Source organism: Bradyrhizobium sp. LTSPM299 (genome assembly GCF_000938235.1).
GTDB lineage: Bacteria > Pseudomonadota > Alphaproteobacteria > Rhizobiales > Xanthobacteraceae > Bradyrhizobium.
This window is the reverse complement of record NZ_JYMU01000016.1, coordinates 174,278-191,196: the sequence shown is the minus strand read 5'-3', so window position 1 is coordinate 191,196 and position 16,919 is coordinate 174,278. Positions and strand designations below refer to the sequence as shown.

Below are 16,919 nucleotides of genomic sequence, written 5' to 3'. Positions count from 1 at the left end.
GCTTCAGGCAAGGCCGCATCGCATACGCATCATGCAGCGAAACAACTGTGGAACGCACGGCCGGCGTAGTACATCGCGGCCTTGGAGATATCTGAGGCATGCTCGAAAAGACCCCGACAGCCGGCGCAGCTGCGGCGCCCGTCACCGATGGACTGCCGTGGGAGACCCGGCGCTGGGCGGTAGCTGCGATCTTCACCGCGCTGGCGATGGCCTCGCTCGATACGGCGATCGCCAATATCGCCCTGCCTGCGATCGCGAACGATCTGCATGTCAGCCCCGCCGAAGTCGTATGGGTCGTCAACGTCTACCAGATTGCTTTGGTCGCGACGCTGTTGCCGCTCGGCGCGCTCGGCGAAATCGTCGGCCACCAGCGCATCTATCTGTGCGGTCTCCTGCTGTTCACATTGGCGTCAATTGGCTGCGCCCTGGCGTGGTCGCTGCCAAGCCTGCTTGTGGCGCGCACCCTGCAGGGAGTGGGCGCCAGCGGCCTGATGAGCGTCAACACCGCGCTGGTGCGCTTCGTCTATCCGAGCCGGATGCTCGGCCGCGGTTTTGGCCACAATGCACTCGTGGTCGCGACCGCCTTCACGCTGGGGCCGACGATCGCATCCGGCATCCTGGCATTCGGGCCATGGCCCTGGCTGTTCGCGGTCAACATTCCGTTCGGCCTGATCGCGCTGGTGATCGGCCTGAAGACGCTGCCGGCGACGCCGCGCGCCACCCACGCGTTCGATTTCACCGGGGCGGCGCTCGCCAGCGCCTGCCTCGGCCTGTTCATCACCGGCATCGGCAGCGCCGCGCACAAGGCCGCACCCGCGCTTGTCATCGCCGAGCTCGTCGGCGCGTTGCTGTTTGGCTGGATCCTCACCCGACGGCACGCCGATCATCCCGCGCCGATGCTGCCGATCGATCTGTTCCGCCGGCCGATTTTCGCGCTGTCGGCGGCGACCGCGGTCTGCTCATTTGCTGTGCAGGGGCTCGCCTTCGTGTCGTTACCGTTCTACTTCGAGGACATATTGCATCGCTCGCAGGTCGAGACCGGCTTCTTCATGACGCCCTGGCCGCTGGTGGTCGCCTTCATGGCGCCGATCGGCGGACGCCTCTCCGACCGCTATCCAGCCGGCATCCTCGGCGGCATCGGCATGGTGCTGCTCGGCATTGGCATGGTGCTGCTGGCAACCCTGCCGACCGAGCCCAGCGTCGCCAACATCATCTGGCGTACGATGATCTGCGGCCTCGGATTCGGCTTCTTCCAGACGCCCAACATGAAGGCGATTATGTCAAGCGCCCCGCCCCACCGCAGCGGCAGCGCCAGCGGCATCGTCGCAACCGCACGGTTAACCGGGCAGACCACCGGCGCCGCCCTCGCCGCGCTGTGCTTTGCGCTGGCCGGCCGCGAGGGCGCGACCGTCGCGCTCGCACTTGGCGCCGGCTTTGCGGCGCTCGGCGCCGTCATGAGTTTCCTGCGTCTGGCGGTCGGAGCGCCGCGCTCGGTATGATCAGACAGCGGGCCGACGTGTAGGGGGAACCAGTGCGACGTGTCCGCTTGCTCGCCGGAGCATTTCTGCTGTTGCTGCTGCCGGCCCATCTCCGCGCACAGGCGGTGTGGGACATGCCGACGGAATATCCCAGGAGTGCCATGCCGGGACTTGGCCTGACGACCTTCGCAGGACACGTTGCCGAAGCCAGCGCCGGGAAACTCCAGATCAAGCCGAGCTTCGACGCGAGCGCCGGGATTCGATCCGCCGATATGCTCGCCGCGATTGTGGAAGGTAAGGTGCAGGCCGGCGACGCCTTTGCGAGCGCACTCGAGGCCGAAGACCCGATCTTCGCCCTGACCTCGCTGCCATTCCTGGTCACGTCGAATGCTGACGCCAGGCGGCTTGCCGACGTGGCGCGGCCCTATCTTGCGACCGCGCTGCAGAAGAGGGGTTTGCGGCTGCTTTATCTGACACCATGGCCAGCCTCCGGCATCTGGTCGAAAACCTCCCTCAAGGCGCCATCCGATCTCGCCGACCTCTCAATCCGCACCTACGACAAGACGTCCAGCCAGGTCTTCGCCAGCGTCGGCGCCAAAGCCATGTCGATCAGCTTCGCGGATACGATGCCGAAACTGTCCGACGGCAGCATCAATGCCGTGCTATCCTCCGGAGATGGTGGCGCCGGCCGCAAGCTTTGGGAGTTTCTCCCCTATTTCAGCGAGATCACCTATTCGCTGCCAATGTCGGTCGCGAGCGTCAATCAGGCCGCCTACGACGGCCTCAGTCCGGACCTGAGAGCTGTCGTCGACGCCGCCGGCCGCCGGACTGAAGCTGAGCTATGGGCCACATTGTCGAGCAGGTTGGAGGACAACTATCAGCGCATGCGCGAAAATGGCGTCACGATCGACACCAATCCTGCGATCATTAGGGCGCTCCAAACGGAAGCCGCGGCGGCACAGCGCGCATGGTGCACCAAGGCGGGACCCGTCTGTCACCAGATCCTCGACGAGTTCAGGGTCGCAAAGCCATAGCTGCGCGCTGCGAACGGCGCTCCTTTCCCAACCCCGGCCCATCAATTCTCTTCCCGCGCTGCAAACGCGTTTTCTTGATTTGAACCGTTCCAGTTTCAAGGCCAACATCGCGCTGAAGTTCAATCGGAGGATTGGACCAATCAGGGGAAAGCGATGGCAAACCTCAATATCAACGGCAAGACAATCAGCGTCGACGTCGAGGACGACACGCCCCTGCTGTGGGCGATTCGTGAGAATGTCGGACTGACGGGGACCAAATACGGTTGCGGCATCGCACAATGCGGCGCCTGCACCGTGCATATCGACGGCGTCGCGATGCGCTCCTGCGGCGTCACGGTCAGCGAAGCCGCAGGCAAGGCGATCACCACCATCGAAGGCCTCGGCGCCAACAACGCCCTGCACAAGGTGCAGCTGGCCTGGATCGCCAACGACGTGCCGCAATGCGGCTACTGTCAGAGCGGCATGATCATGGCGGTCGCGGCGCTCCTGAAGGAGAACCCCAAGCCGACCGATCAGGACATCGACGACGCCATCACCAATATCTGTCGCTGCGGCACCTTCCAGCAGGTGCGCGAGGCGATCCATGCTGCCGCAAGCGCATAAGGAGGCAGCCATGAATCAGCACATCATGCCAAAGCTCAATCGCCGCGCCTTCGTGGTTGGCGCGACCACCGCCGGTGCCGGCCTCGCACTCGGCCTCGACCTTCCCTTCGGTGGGCCATCCGTGGTGCGCGCCGCCGACGGCTCGCCCGAGGTCAATTGCTGGGTCGTGATCAAGCCCGACGACACGGTGGTGATCCGCATCGCCCGCTCCGAGATGGGCCAGGGCACGCTCACCGGCCTCGCCCAGCTCGTCGCCGAGGAGCTGGAATGTGACTGGTCGAAGGTCACGACCGAATTCCCGACGCCCGGCCAGAGCGTCGCCCGCAAGCGCGTCTGGGGCGACTTCTCGACCGGCGGCAGCCGCGGCATCCGCACCTCGCAGGACTATGTCCGCAAGGGCGGCGCAGCGGCGCGCATGATGCTGATCCAGGCCGCCGCCAACGACTGGAAGGTGCCGGTCTCGGAATGCAAGGCGTCCAACAGCGTGATCACGCACACGCCGTCCGGCAAGACCACCACCTACGGCAAGGTCGCAGAAGCCGCCGCCAAGCTCGAGCCGCCGACCGACGTCAAGCTGAAGGACCCGAAGGACTGGACCATCGCGGGCAAGGGCCTGAAGCGGCTCGACACATCAGACAAGACCACCGGCAAAATGATCTACGGCATCGACGTCAAGCTGCCGGGCATGCTCAACGCCGCGATCAAGGACTGCCCGGTGTTCGGCGGCAAGCTGAAGAGTTTTGACGAAGCCAAGATCGCCAGCATGAAGGGCGTCAAGAAGGTGGTGCAGGTCGGCGATAGTGCCGTCGCCGTCGTGGCCGACACCTGGTGGCACGCCAAGACCGCGCTCGATGCGTTGCCGATCGTCTGGGACGAAGGCGACAACGCAAAAGTCTCCAGCGAGACGATCGCGAAGTGGCTGGCCGAAGGTCTCGACAATGCGCAGCCGGCCTATGTCGGCCAGCAGAATGGCGACGTGAAAGCTGCGATTGCCAGCGCGGCAAAGAAAGTCGAGGCGGTCTACAGCTACCCCTACCAGAACCACGCCACGATGGAGCCGATGAACGCCACCGCGCTCTACACGGCTGACAAATGCGAGGTGTGGTGCGGGACCCAGAATGGCGAAGCGGCCTACGCGGCGGCGCTGGAGGCCTCCGGCCTGCCGCCGGAGAAGGTCGACGTGCACAAGCTGATGCTCGGCGGCGGCTTCGGCCGGCGCGGCATGACCGACTACGTCCGCCAGGCAGTCGCGATCGCCAAGCAGATGCCGGGTACCCCGGTCAAACTGTTGTGGTCGCGCGAAGAGGACATGCAGCACGGCAAGTATCACCCGATCACGCAATGCAAGTTGACCGGCGCGTTCGATGCCGACAACAATCTGGTCGGGCTGCACTACCGGCTGTCAGGGCAATCGATCCTGTTCTCGGTGCGCCCGGAAGCGCTGCAGAACGGCATGGATCCCGCCGCATTCCAGGGCGTCGCGCAATCCGGCGAGGCCGCGATCGGCTATTCGGTGCCAAACCTGCTGGTCGAGCATGCGATGCGCAATCCGCACGTCCCGCCTGGCTTCTGGCGCGGCGTCAATGTCAATCACAACGCGATCTATCTCGAATGCTTCATGGACGAGCTGGCCCAGGCCGCAGGCCAGGACCCGCTCGAATTCCGCCGCAAGCTGATGGGCACGCATCCCAAGCATCTCGCCGTGCTCAACGCCGTGGCCGAGAAGATCGGCTGGGGCACGCCGGCGCCGCAGGGTGTCTATCGCGGCATCGCGCAGGTGATGGGCTATGGCAGCTACGTCGCCGGCGCCGCCGAGATCTCGGTGACCGACGGCAGCAAGATCAAGGTGCATCGCATCGTCGCTTCCACCGACCCCGGCTATGTCGTCAATCCGGCGCAGGTCGAACGGCAGATCGCGGGCTCCTTCGTCTACGGCCTGAGCGCGCTGTTCTACGGCGGCTGCACCGTGAAGGATGGCCGCATCGAGCAGACCAATTTCGACACCTACAACTCGATGCGCATCAACGAAATGCCGAAGGTGGAATCGGTGATGGCGCCGAGCGGCGGGTTCTGGGGCGGCGTCGGCGAGCCGACCATCGGCGTTGCGGCGCCGGCGGTGCTCAACGCCTATTTCGCGGCGACCGGCAAGCGTATCAGGACATTCCCACTGCGTAACCAGAACATCACCTTCGCCTGATCCAACACAAGTGGCGGCCCGATCGGCCGCCGCTCCCCTCTTTCCGGATTGTCGTGCATGACCGTCACGCGTCGTCCGACGCGCAGGGATGTCGTCCGCGGAGCCGCTGTCGTCGCCGCGGCGGCGCTGGCATGTCCGTCACTCGCGCAAAGCTCACCGCGCGTCGCTGTGATCGGCGGCGGCTTCGGCGGCGCCGCTTGCGCGCGGGCGCTGCGACGGCTCGATCGAAAGCTGCAGATCACGTTGATCGAGCCGAACACGACGTTCACCGCCTGCCCGCTCAGCAACGAGGTGATCGCGGGTTTGCGCGAGCTTTCCGCACAGCAATTCACCTACGACGCAGTCGTGGCCGACGGCATCGCCGTTGTCGCGCAGGCGGCCAAGAAAGTCGATGCGCAGGCGCGCACGATCGGCTTCGGCGACGCCTCAACGCTGTCCTACGACCGGCTGATCCTCGCACCCGGCATCGAGCTGCGTTTCGACGCCCTGCCCGGATATGACGAGGCGGCATCCGCACAGATGCCGCATGCCTGGAAGGCCGGCGAGCAGACGATGCTGCTGCGCAGGCAGCTCGAATCGATGGACGATGGTGGCCTCGTCGTGATCGCGGTCCCCGCCGCGCCGCTGCGTTGCCCGCCCGCGCCTTATGAACGCGCCAGCCTGATCGCGCATTATCTGAAAGCGCGGAAGCCCCGCTCGAAGGTCCTGGTGCTCGACGCCAAGGACACTTACTCGCAGCAAAAGCTGTTCGAAAACACCTGGAAGGAGCTCTATCCCGGTATGATCGAGCGGGTCGCGCTGTCGCAGGGCGGCAGGGTGACCTCGGTCAATCCGGCGACGAACGAGATCGTTACCGACTTCGGCAACTACACCGCTGCGGTTGCCAATGTGATCCCACCGCAGAAGGCCGGGCGCATCGCCGAGATCGCAGGTGCTGCCGACCACACCGGCTGGTGCCCGATCGATCCGGTCAGCTTTGCCTCAAAGCTCGTGCCTGATGTTCATGTCATCGGCGATGCCTGCATTGCCGGCGGCATTCCGAAATCCGCGTCTGCTGCGAGCGCGCAAGGCAAGGCCTGCGCGGCGGCGATCGTCAATGCGTTGGCCGGAAAGGCGCTGGAGATGCCGCGGCTCGACGGCGCATGCTACAACACGGTGGCCCCGGGATATGCGTTCTCGCTGAAAGGCATCTACCAGCCGAAACAGGACCAGTATGCCGAGAGCGAGGTGACCACGAGCCCGGTCGAGGCATCGCGCGAAGTGCGCCATCGCGAGGCGGAGCAGGCATTGGAGTGGTTCAAGACCATCACGGGGGACGCCTTTGGCTAGACCCTTGTTCATGGCATTGTCTGCTGCTGCGTTGTTCGTGGCTTGCTCGACGGCTGGCGCAGAGGGGCTGCGTCCCTACGTCGTGGCGGGTGATGCGATTCCGGATACGCTGACGGGAACAAAGGGCGACGCGATACGCGGCCGCGCTTTGACCGTCGAGCGCTCCAGCACTTGCATCCTCTGCCATGGCGGCCCATTTCCGGAACTGGCGTTCCAGGGCGATCTGGCGCCAAGCCTTGCCGGCAGCGGCGGTCGCTGGTCGGAAGGACAGTTGCGGTTGCGCCTGGTGGACGCCTCGCGCCTCAATGCAGCGACGATCATGCCGTCCTACTATCGTGTCGACGGGCTCACCCGCGTCGGCGCCTCGTGGCGCGGCAAGCCGATCCTGTCGGCAGAGCAGATCGAGGATATCGTGGCGTATCTGGCGACGTTGCATAACTGAGGAAGCACGATGACGGATTCGGATCACAGCACGCGCCGAACGTTTCTGGGCCTCGCCGGCAGCGCCGCCGCGCTCGGCGTGGTTTCGATCGTGACCGTGCGACCGGCTGACGCGACGCCGGCCATGCTATCGGCGGCGATCCGCAATATCGTCGGCGAAGCCAATGTGAGAACCGGCAAGGTCAAGCTCGACATTCCGCCGCTGGTCGAGAACGGCAACACCGTGCCAATGACGGTCAGCGTCGATAGCCCGATGACGGCTGATAACTACGTGAAGAGCATCCATGTCTTCAACGAGAAGAACCCGCAGCCGAACATCGGCAATTTCTATCTCAAGCCGAGCGCCGGGCGCGCACAGGTGTCGACCCGCATCCGGCTTGCCGACAGCCAGAAGGTCACAGCCATCGCGCGGCTCTCCGACGACACGTTCTGGTCGGCAACCGCCGATGTCGTGGTGACGCTGGCGGCCTGTACCGAGGAGGCGATCTGATGCCCTCCGCTCTCATCAATGTGCCGGCCAGGGCCAAGCGCGGCGAAATCATCGAGATCAAGACATTGATGTCGCACATCATGGAAACCGGCTATCGCCACATCGCTTCGGGCGAGGTGGTGCCGCGTGACATCATCACGAGCTTCACCTGCCGCTACAACGGCGCAGAGATCTTTCGCGCCGATCTCTATCCGGCAATATCAGCCAATCCGTTCATCACCTTCTTCACGACGGTGACCGAGAGCGGCAAGTTCGAATTCGAGTGGATCGGCGACAGGGGATTCTCGGAAACTGCGTCGGCGTCGATATTGGTCGAATGAAGATCATCGGCTGCATTGCGATCCTCACTGCGATCGCGGGCACAGCGCTCGCAGCCGATATCCCGCAGTCTGAACGCCGCTCCGGCACCAGTTTCATGAGCCCGGACACCAGGGCGATACAGGATGAGGACACCGCCAATCCCGGCATGCTCTGGGTGCTCGACGGCGAAGCCCTGTGGACGCGCAAGGCTGGTGTCGCGGACAAGGCCTGTGCCGATTGCCACAACGACGCGCGCGTCAGCATGAAGGGCGTCGCGTCACACTATCCAGCGTTCGAGAAGGCCTTCGGAAAACCGGTCGATCTGGAACAGCGCATCAATCTCTGCCGCACCAATCACCAGCAGGCGACCCCGCTCGCCTATGAAAGCCGCGAGTTGCTTGCACTGACTGCCTATGTTGCGCGGCAATCGCGGGGCATGCCGATCGAAGCGGGCGACGATCCGGAGATCGCGCCATTCGTCGAACAAGGTCGCGAGCTGTTCATGCAGCGGCAGGGCCAGCTCAATCTCGGCTGCACCAACTGTCACGACGACAATTGGGACAAGAAGCTCGCGGGGTCCGCGATCACGCAAGCGCATCCGACCGGCTATCCGCTCTACCGGCTGGAATGGCAGTCGCTCGGGTCGTTGCAACGGCGGCTGCGCGCCTGCATCACTGGTACTCGGGCGCAGCCCTATGACTACGGGTCGCCTGAGCTGGTCGCGCTCGAACTCTATCTGATGTCGCGGGCGCGAGGAATGGCGATCGAGACGCCCGCGGTCCGGCCTTGAGTGCACATCACTTCACGAGCGAAGCGAAGCAATCCATTGCTCCCGGCTGTACCGGAAGATGGATTGCTTCGTCGCTACTTCGCAATGACGGGGCTGGCGATCAGTGCGAAGGTCAGCGCTCGGCGAACGCCTTCTCGACCACAAACTGCGCGGGCTCGCCATGGTTGCCCTCGACGAAGCCGCAGCCGTTGAGCAGCGTACGGGTGTCGGCGACCAGCGACGGCGAGCCGCAGATCATGACACGATCATGCGCGGCATCGAGCGCCGGCAGGCCGATATCGGTGAACAGCTTGCCCGAGGTGATGAGATCGGTGATGCGGCCGCGGTTGCGGAAGGGGTCGCGCGTCACGGTCGGATAGTAGATCAACTGTTCCCGCACCAGTTCGCCGATCATTTCGTCGTTCGGCAGTCTCTCGGTGATCATCTCGCCATAGGCGAGCTCCTTGACCTTGCGGCAGCCATGCAGCAGCACGACCTTCTCGAAGCGATCGTAGGTCTCGGGATCCTTGATCACGCTGAGGAACGGAGCAAGGCCCGTGCCAGTGCCGACCAGATAGAGGTTGCGGCCGTCCTCGAGGTTGTCGATCACGAGCGTGCCGGTCGCCTTGCGGCTGACGATGATCTCGTCGCCCTCCTTGAGGTGCTGGAGGCGCGAGGTGAGCGGGCCATCCGGCACCTTGATCGAGAAGAACTCGAGCGTGTCTTCGTAGTTCGCGCTGGCGACGCTGTAGGCGCGCAGCAGCGGCTTCTCGCCGACCTTGAGGCCGATCATGGTGAATTCGCCGTTGCGGAAGCGGAACGTGGGATTGCGGGTGGTGGTGAAGGAGAACAGTGTGTCGGTCCAGTGGTGAACGCTCAGAACGCTTTCCTGGTTGAAATTGCTCATCACACCAATCCCTGATTTTGCTGGAGCAGTAAGGATTTGAAGCCCGTTGACCGGCTTGATCGTTTGTATACGATCATTCGTATACAAACGAATAATCCGGCTTGATCGAAAAGTCAAGCCGGGCTCAAATTCACCGGTAATTCAGTGAACGGAAGGAACGATTCCATGGCTCATGACGCGCCCCAGGCCACCGGCCCCAGCAAGCTGGTGATCCGCAATATCGGGCTTCTGCTGTCGGGGGCGCTGGAGAAGCCAATCCTGGATGCCGATACGATCACAGCCGAGAACGGCAAGATCACAGCTATCGGCCGCTTCAAGGATGTCGACACCGAAGGCGCCACCACGATCGTCGATGCCAACGGGACGACAGTCGCGCCTGGCCTGATCGACAGCCACGTCCACCCTGTCGCCGGCGACTGGACGCCGCGACAGAACCAGAGCGGCTGGATCGACAGCTACCTTCACGGCGGCGTCACCACGATGATCTCCGCCGGCGAGGTGCACATGCCCGGCCGGCCCCGCGATGTCGTCGGGCTGAAGGCCATGGCGATCTTCGCCCAGCGCGCGTTCTGGACGCTCCGCCCCGGCGGCGTGAAGGTTCACGCCGGCGCGCCGGTGATCGAATGCGAAATGGTCGAAGACGACTTCAAGGAATTGGCTGCTGCCGGCGTCAAGCTGCTCGGCGAGGTCGGGCTCGGCGGCGTCAAGGACGGCCCGACCGCGCGCAAGATGGTCGGCTGGGCGCGCAAATACGGCATCCAGAGCACGATCCACACCGGCGGTCCCTCGATCCCCGGCTCAGGCTTGATTGACAAGGACGTGGTGCTGGAAGCCGACACCGATGTGGTGGGCCACATCAATGGCGGCCACACGGCGCTGCCCGACGACCAGATCCGCTGCATTTGCGAGGGCTGCAAGCGCGGCCTCGAGCTGGTTCACAACGGCAATGAGCGCTCGGCGCTGTTCACGCTGCGCACCGCGCGCGAGATGGGCGATTTGCACCGCGTCATCCTCGGCACCGACGCCCCGGCCGGCTCCGGCGTGCAGCCGCTCGGCATCTTGCGGATGGTCTCGCTGCTGTCCTCGCTTGGCGACCTCCCCGCCGAGCTGGCGTTCTGCCTCGCGACCGGCAACACCGCGCGGATGCGCGGGCTCGATTGCGGCCTGATCGAGGTCGGCCGCTCCGCCGATTTCGTGCTGATGGACATGGCGCAGCATTCGCCGGGCAAGAACATCCTGCACAGCGTTCAGCTCGGTGATCTCCCCGGCATCGGCATGACCATCATCGATGGCATCGTCCGCACCCAGCGCAGCCGCAACACGCCGCCGGCAGGGAGAGTGCCGGAGATCGTGGCGAAGTAGCCTCCACGCGTCATTGCGAGGAGCGAAGCGACGAAGCAATCCATGCCGCAACAAACTGAGGGATGGATTGCTTCGCTACGCTCGCAATGACGGAAGGATGGATATCGTCGGCGCCGATAGCACGATCACCGCAACCTGCTCAGCAGCGCGATCAGCGTGTCGCGCTCCTTGGCGTCCAATGGCGCCAGCGTTTCCTTTGAGATCGTCAGCGCATTCGGGGCGGCTTTTTCGGCCGTTTGCTGACCGGCGCGCGTCAGGCTCACGAGCAGGCGGCGGCCGTCGTCGGGATCGGGTGATGTCTCGGTCAGGCCGCGTGCGGTCAGGCGATCGATCACGCCCTTGATGGTCGCGACATCCATCGACGTCAGCCGTCCGAGCAAATTCTGCGAACACGACCCGGTTTCGGACAGTTTTGACAGCGCCGCCCACTGCGTCGGCGTCAAATTGATGCCGATCTCGCGGGCGAAGATCATGGCGTGGCGCTGCCACACCTGACGCAGGATGAAGCCGATCTGCTCGTCGAGCACGTAGGCCGGCTTCGCCGCTTTCACGCTTCGCTTCTGGGCACTGGTCCTGGCCATTGTCTCGCCTTGCCCTTTACAGCGACAGATGGGCGTCGCGGATATCCGGACGCGCGTCAAGTTCGGCCATGGTGCCGCCGTAGCAAATCCGGCCGCGCTCGATGATGTAGGCACGGTCCGAGATCAGCCGCGCGAAATGCAGGTTCTGCTCGGAGACGACAATGCTGACGCCCTCTTTCTTCATCGCAAGGATCGCCTCGACCATCTGCTCGACGATCTTCGGCGACAGGCCTTCCGAGGGCTCGTCGAGCAATACCAGCGACGGGTTACCCATCAAGGTGCGCGCAATCGTCAGCATCTGCTGCTCGCCGCCGCTCATGCGACCGCCCGGCCGTCCGCGCATCTCGCCCAGATTGGGGAATAGCTTGAACAGCTTATCGCGGTCCCATTGCGGCGCGTTGGGCCGCTTTGGTTGGCGCCCGACTTCGAGATTTTCTTCCACCGTGAGATCGGTGAAGATACGCCGCTCCTCCGGCACATAGCCGAGGCCGCCGCGCACGATCGCATGGGTCGGCTCATGCGACACGTCCTTGCCCTCGAACACGATGCGCCCGGTGCGGTTCTCGACCAGGCCGACGATCGAGCGGAACGTGGTCGACTTGCCGGCGCCGTTGCGGCCAAGCAGTGCGACCACCTCACCCTCGCCGACCTCGAGCGCGATGTCGAACAGGATATGCGCCGGACCATAGAAGCTGTTGAGGTCGTTCACCGTGAGCTTCATGCGGGTGCTCCCTCGCGGTGACGCGCGTCGTAGAGCAGGCCCTCGCCGAGATAGATCGCCTGCACCTGGGCGTTGCCGCGGACCTCCTGCGGCGAACCCTCGGCGATCAAGGTGCCGCGGTTAAGCACCAGGATGCGGTCCGAGTGCTCGAACACCACATCCATGTCGTGCTCGGTGAACAGCACGCCGATCGACTGCTCGCGCGCGATCCGCGCGGTCAGCCGCATCAGCTCGATGCGTTCGCGCGGCGCCATGCCGGCAGTCGGCTCGTCCATCAGCAGCAATTTTGGCTGGTTGGCGAGCGCGATCGCAAGCTCCAGCCGCTTCAGGTCGCCATAGGCGAGTTCGCCGCAGGGCCGCTCGGCATAGGCGCCCATGCCGACGAGATCGAGCAGCCGCCCGGCCTCGTCGCGCGCCTGGTTCGCGGTCGAGGCCCACAGATTGAACAATTGCCGGCCATGTGACACCAGCGCGACCTGCACGTTCTCGCGCACCGTCATGGTCGGAAACGTTGCCGTGATCTGGAAAGTGCGCCCGACGCCCATCCGCCAGATCGCGCGCGGCTTTTTGCCCGTGGTCTCCTCGCCCAGCAGCCGGACGCGTCCGGAGTCCGGAATGATCTGGCCGTTGAGGACATTGAAACAGGTGCTTTTGCCTGCACCGTTCGGCCCAATCAACGCCAGGATCTCGCCGGCGCGCAGTTCGAACGAGACGCCGCGCATGGCATGCACGCCGCCATAGGATTTTGTCAGGCCCTCGACCGACAGCAATGTAGGAGCCATGCTCATTCGGCAGTCTCGATGCGCGAGGTGAGAAGCGGTGATGGCGTGGAGGTCGATTTGCGCCGGCGGTACAGGATCGTCTCCAGCGTGCCGACGATACCCTTCGGGAAGGCCACGACAATCAGCACGACAAAGGCGCCCAGCACCAGCTTGGAGAGATCGGTTTTGCTGATCAGCCAGATGTTGAGCGCCTTGTAGACGATTGCACCGATCACAGCGCCCGACACCGTCTCGACACCGCCGAGCAGCACCATGACCAGCGCGTCGACCGAGAGCGAGATGCCCATGTTGTCCGGGAAGACGCTACCCTTGAGATAGGCGAACAGCGCGCCGGCAAGGCCGGCGACGGTGCCCGCGATCACGAAGGCGGTCCACTGAATGCGCTTGCCGTTGATGCCGATCGCTTCGCTGCGCAGAGGAGAGTCTCGTGTCGCGCGCAACGCAAAGCCGAACGGCGAGAACACGATGATGCGCAGGATCACGACCGCGAGCGCGGCGACGCCGAGCGACAGCCAGTAGAAATGCGACGGGCTCGCCACCCAGCTCGAAGGCCAGACGCCGAGGATGCCGTTGTCGCCGCCGGTGACCGAGACCCACTGGAACGCAATCGACCACACGATCTGGGCAAACGCCAGCGTCAGCATCGCGAAATAGACGCCGGAGAGCTGGACCGCGAAGAAGCCGAACACGGCAGCACCGAGCAGCCCCAGCAGCGGACCGAGCAGCAGGCACGCAATCATCGGCAGGCCCGCCAGCTTGGCGAGCAACGCCACGCCATAGGCGCCGAGCCCGAAATAGGCCGCATGGCCGAACGACGCGAGTCCGCCGACCGACATCAGGAAATGCAGGCTGGCCGCGAAGATCACGAAGATCGCGATCTCCGAGCCAACCGTGAGCGCATAATTGCCGGCGAAGAACGGCAACGCGGCGGCGACGATCAGCGCCGCGATAGCCGCAAGCCGTTCGTTCGACGTCAACGGCCGCCACGGATTGACCGTCAAGCCCGGCGTGCGCCGCGCCGGTGCCTCCGGCTTGCCGAACAGCCCCCAGGGCCGGACGATCAGCACCACCGCCATCACCAGGAACACCAGGATGATGGAGATTTTTGGAAAGATCAGGATGCCGAACGCATTGAGCTCCGACACCAGCACGGCGGCAACGAAGGCGCCGATGATGCTGCCGAGACCGCCGATCACGACCACGACGAAGACCTCGACGATGACGCGCAAATCCATCGCGTGGTTCACCGCATCGCGCGGAATCTGCAACGCGCCGCCAAGGGCCGCGAGGAAGACGCCGAGTGCGAATACGCTGGTGAACAGCCATTTCTGATTGACGCCGAGGGCGGCGACCATGTCGCGGTCCTGCGTCGCCGCCCGCACCAGGATGCCCCAGCGGGTGCGCTGGAACAGCAACCAGAGGACGCCGAGCACGACCGGCCCCAGCACGATCAGGAACAGATCGTAGCTCGGAATGTTCTGGCCGAAGAAATCGACCGCTCCCCTGAAACCTGGTGCCCGGCGGCCGACCAGATCGTCCGGGCCCCAGATCAGCACCACGAGGTCCTCGACCATCAGCGTGAGGCCGAAGGTCGCGAGCAACTGGAACAGTTCGGGCGCATGATAGATCCGGCGCAGCAGCACCATCTCGACCAGCACGCCGACCGCAGCGACAACCAAGGCGGCCACGACGATGCCGCCCCAGAAGCCGAGCGCGCCGGAGAAACGCTCGGTCAGCGTGAAAGCGACATAGGCGCCGAGCATGTAGAACGCGCCATGTGCAAAATTCACGATTCGCGTCACGCCGAAGATGATCGACAGGCCCGAAGCGACCAGGAACAGCGCCGCCGCGCTGGCAAGACCGGTCAGGAACTGGACGACATAGAAGGCCATGGGCGGTCCGTGTTGGAGTCTCGTTCACCTCGCCCCGCTTGCGGGGAGAGGTCGAATTCAAGCGCCAGCTTGAATTCGGGTGAGGGGGACTCTCCACTTGCTCGCTCGCGGAGAGAGCCCCTCACCCCAACCCTCTCCCTGTAAGAACGGGGAGAGGGAGAGATTCAGTGCCTCTCCCCGCAAGAGCGGGGCGAGGGAGAAATCGCATCAATCCTTCGGCCGCAGCTTCTCGATCTCGGCATCGCCAGGCAGATAGTCCGAACCCTTGCGATAGACCGTATCGACCATGATGCCCTTGCCGTCCTTCAGTGCGGTCTTGCCGATGAAGGCGCCAAGCGTCGACTGGTGATCGATCTTGCGGAAGGTGATCTCGCCGAACGGCGACGGCACCGCGATGCCTTCTGCCGCCGCGATCAGCTTCTCCGGATCGGTCGAGTTGGCCTTCGCCAAAATCGCCGCCGCCGACTTGATGGTCTGGTAGCCGACGATCGAACCGAGCCGCGGATAGTCGTTGTACTTGGCCTGGTAGGCCTTCAGGAACGCCTCGTGCTCGGGCGTCTTGAGCGAGTACCAGGGGTAACCGGTGACGATCCAGCCTTCCGGCGTCTCCTCCTTCAGCGGATCGAGATATTCTGGTTCGCCCGTCAGGAAGCTTACCACCTTGCGATCCTTGAACAGACCGCGGGTATTGCCTTCGCGCACGAGCTTGACGAGGTCGGCGCCGAAGGTGACGTTGAGGATTGCTTCCGGGTTGGCGGCGGCAACCGCCTGCACCACGGGACCTGCGTCGATCTTGCCCTGCGGCGGCCACTGCTCGTCGACCCACTGAATGTCGGGTCGCTTTTCAGACATCAGCTTCTTGAACACCGCGACCGCAGACTGGCCGTATTCATAGTTCGGCGCGATGGTCGCCCAGCGCTTGGCGGGCAATTTCGCCGCCTCTTCCACCAGCATCGCGGCCTGCATGTAGTTGGAGGGCCGCAGGCGGAACGTATAGCGATTGCCCTTCGACCAGGTGATGGCGTCGGTCAAAGGCTCGGCGGCGAGAAAGAAGACTTTCTTCTGGTTGGCAAAGTCACTGACCGCGAGGCCGATGTTGGAGAGGAAGGTGCCCGTGAGCATCGCAACGTTCTCGCTCGAGACCAGCTCGTTCGCCGCGGTCTGCGCATCCGCCGGCTTGCCGCCGTCATCCTTGGAGACGACGACGAGCTTCTTGCCGTTGATACCGCCGGCGGCATTGACCTCTTCCACCGCGAGCTGCCAGCCCTTGCGATAGGGCTCGGTGAATGCGGGCAGCAGCGAATAGCTGTTGATCTCGCCGATCTTGACCTCGCCGCTCTGTGCCATGGCATTGCCCCCCATGGTCGCAACCGCGATCGCCAATCCTGCCCCTACGACATAACCACGCATCCCGTACCTCCAGTTTTCTTGAAAGAGACTATCGCAATCCGTCTTCGCCCTTGACCTCTGTAACAGTCAGCCCACCGACGCGCGGCAACGGCCGTCCGCTATCGGTCACCGCGACTGCGACCATAATCTCGTTGGCCCGCGGCGCGTCGTTGATCTGCACTTCCATGCCGTCGAAATGGCTGCGCACGAAAGCCGCATCCTTGTGGCCGAGCGGAATGTCCAACGTCGTGCCGGGACCCGAGCGCTTCTTCGACGAGGGAATCAGTGCCGCACCCTTGCTCAACACCTTCCGCACCGGCGCGCCCATCTTCGGATGCAAGATCGCGGCCGCATGCTCCAGCTCGCCATTTTCGCCGACAGCGGCCGCCTTGCCATAGCTCTGCGCCTTGGCGCCATCGATGCCGAGCGCGGCAACTGCCCGCTTCGACAGCAACTCGCCGAGTTCCTCGCCAATCGCAATCAGCGGCGACAGGTCCTCGACATAGCGGCCGGCAAAGGGATTCTCGATCACGGCGATCGCCGCCGCCCGCCGGGTCGGCGGTGCGATGGTCTTGCCCATCTCGAGATGGGTTTCCTCGACCACGGTGACGATCTTGCGAATGACGGCACTCATCTTGTCAGCC

The 16,919-nt window shown here is 64.2% G+C and carries 17 protein-coding genes; 10 read left to right on the top strand and 7 right to left on the bottom strand.

All coding sequences use genetic code 11. The annotated features are described in order from the left end of the window. Positions 1-98: 98 nt before the first annotated feature. From UP10_RS11300 to soxA, 9 genes are all read left to right on the top strand, one after another. Positions 99-1,499, top strand: coding sequence for an MFS transporter (locus UP10_RS11300; protein ID WP_044587417.1), 1,401 nt, complete (start codon positions 99-101; stop codon positions 1,497-1,499). A 32-nt stretch (positions 1,500-1,531) separates the two neighbouring features. Continuing rightward, a complete protein-coding gene (locus tag UP10_RS11295) occupies positions 1,532-2,512 on the top strand; it encodes a TRAP transporter substrate-binding protein (RefSeq protein WP_050043626.1) in 981 nt (326 codons plus the stop codon). Positions 2,513-2,665: 153 nt separating this feature from the next. Further along, the gene (locus UP10_RS11290) at positions 2,666-3,115 is read left to right on the top strand and encodes a (2Fe-2S)-binding protein (protein ID WP_044587415.1); all 450 of its coding nucleotides are present in this window, start codon (positions 2,666-2,668) and stop codon (positions 3,113-3,115) included. Between the two features lie 10 nt (positions 3,116-3,125). Beyond that, positions 3,126-5,312, top strand: coding sequence for a xanthine dehydrogenase family protein molybdopterin-binding subunit (locus tag UP10_RS11285; protein WP_044587475.1), 2,187 nt, complete (start codon positions 3,126-3,128; stop codon positions 5,310-5,312). A 57-nt stretch (positions 5,313-5,369) separates the two neighbouring features. Further along, positions 5,370-6,641: an NAD(P)/FAD-dependent oxidoreductase gene (locus UP10_RS11280; protein WP_044587414.1), complete on the top strand. Its 1,272-nt coding sequence runs from the start codon at positions 5,370-5,372 to the stop codon at positions 6,639-6,641. 10 nt (positions 6,642-6,651) lie between these two features. After that, a complete protein-coding gene (soxX, locus tag UP10_RS11275; protein WP_044587413.1) occupies positions 6,652-7,083 on the top strand; it encodes a sulfur oxidation c-type cytochrome SoxX in 432 nt (143 codons plus the stop codon). A 9-nt stretch (positions 7,084-7,092) separates the two neighbouring features. Further along, positions 7,093-7,572 (top strand): SoxY-related AACIE arm protein, encoded by a 480-nt coding sequence (locus UP10_RS11270; RefSeq protein WP_044587412.1) that lies wholly within the window; start codon positions 7,093-7,095, stop codon positions 7,570-7,572. Next, a complete protein-coding gene (gene soxZ / locus UP10_RS11265) occupies positions 7,572-7,892 on the top strand; it encodes a thiosulfate oxidation carrier complex protein SoxZ (protein WP_044587411.1) in 321 nt (106 codons plus the stop codon). Before UP10_RS11270 ends, soxZ begins: the two co-directional genes overlap by 1 nt. Beyond that, positions 7,889-8,662: a sulfur oxidation c-type cytochrome SoxA gene (soxA, locus tag UP10_RS11260; RefSeq protein WP_044587410.1), complete on the top strand. Its 774-nt coding sequence runs from the start codon at positions 7,889-7,891 to the stop codon at positions 8,660-8,662. Before soxZ ends, soxA begins: the two co-directional genes overlap by 4 nt. Before the next feature lie 112 nt (positions 8,663-8,774). Here the strand turns inward: soxA and UP10_RS11255 are convergent, their stop codons facing one another. Further along, positions 8,775-9,548 carry a ferredoxin--NADP reductase gene (locus tag UP10_RS11255; protein WP_044587409.1) on the bottom strand — a complete coding sequence of 258 codons (774 nt, stop codon included), beginning with the start codon at positions 9,546-9,548 and terminating at the stop codon, positions 8,775-8,777. A gap of 165 nt (positions 9,549-9,713) precedes the next feature. On the opposite strand from UP10_RS11255, the gene UP10_RS11250 reads away from it, so the two are divergent. After that, entirely contained in the window at positions 9,714-10,910 is a 1,197-nt protein-coding gene (locus tag UP10_RS11250; protein ID WP_044587408.1) for an amidohydrolase family protein, read from the top strand. 125 nt (positions 10,911-11,035) lie between these two features. Here UP10_RS11250 and UP10_RS11245 read toward each other — a convergent pair whose 3' ends face one another. The 6 genes from UP10_RS11245 to UP10_RS11220 form a co-directional block, all read right to left on the bottom strand. Then, entirely contained in the window at positions 11,036-11,491 is a 456-nt protein-coding gene (locus UP10_RS11245; RefSeq protein ID WP_044587407.1) for a MarR family winged helix-turn-helix transcriptional regulator, read from the bottom strand. Between the two features lie 16 nt (positions 11,492-11,507). After that, on the bottom strand, positions 11,508-12,212 hold the full coding sequence (locus tag UP10_RS11240; RefSeq protein ID WP_044587406.1) for an ABC transporter ATP-binding protein: 705 nt from the start codon (positions 12,210-12,212) through the stop codon (positions 11,508-11,510). Next, positions 12,209-13,000 (bottom strand): ABC transporter ATP-binding protein, encoded by a 792-nt coding sequence (locus UP10_RS11235; RefSeq protein WP_044587405.1) that lies wholly within the window; start codon positions 12,998-13,000, stop codon positions 12,209-12,211. The genes UP10_RS11240 and UP10_RS11235 overlap by 4 nt, the downstream gene beginning before the upstream one ends. Beyond that, positions 12,997-14,886 carry an ABC transporter permease gene (locus UP10_RS11230; RefSeq protein ID WP_044587404.1) on the bottom strand — a complete coding sequence of 630 codons (1,890 nt, stop codon included), beginning with the start codon at positions 14,884-14,886 and terminating at the stop codon, positions 12,997-12,999. The genes UP10_RS11235 and UP10_RS11230 overlap by 4 nt, the downstream gene beginning before the upstream one ends. A 207-nt stretch (positions 14,887-15,093) precedes the next feature. After that, the gene (locus UP10_RS11225) at positions 15,094-16,296 is read right to left on the bottom strand and encodes an ABC transporter substrate-binding protein (protein WP_044587403.1); all 1,203 of its coding nucleotides are present in this window, start codon (positions 16,294-16,296) and stop codon (positions 15,094-15,096) included. A 28-nt stretch (positions 16,297-16,324) separates the two neighbouring features. Then, positions 16,325-16,909 (bottom strand): amino acid synthesis family protein, encoded by a 585-nt coding sequence (locus tag UP10_RS11220; protein ID WP_044538508.1) that lies wholly within the window; start codon positions 16,907-16,909, stop codon positions 16,325-16,327. Between the last annotated feature and the right edge of the window lie 10 nt (positions 16,910-16,919).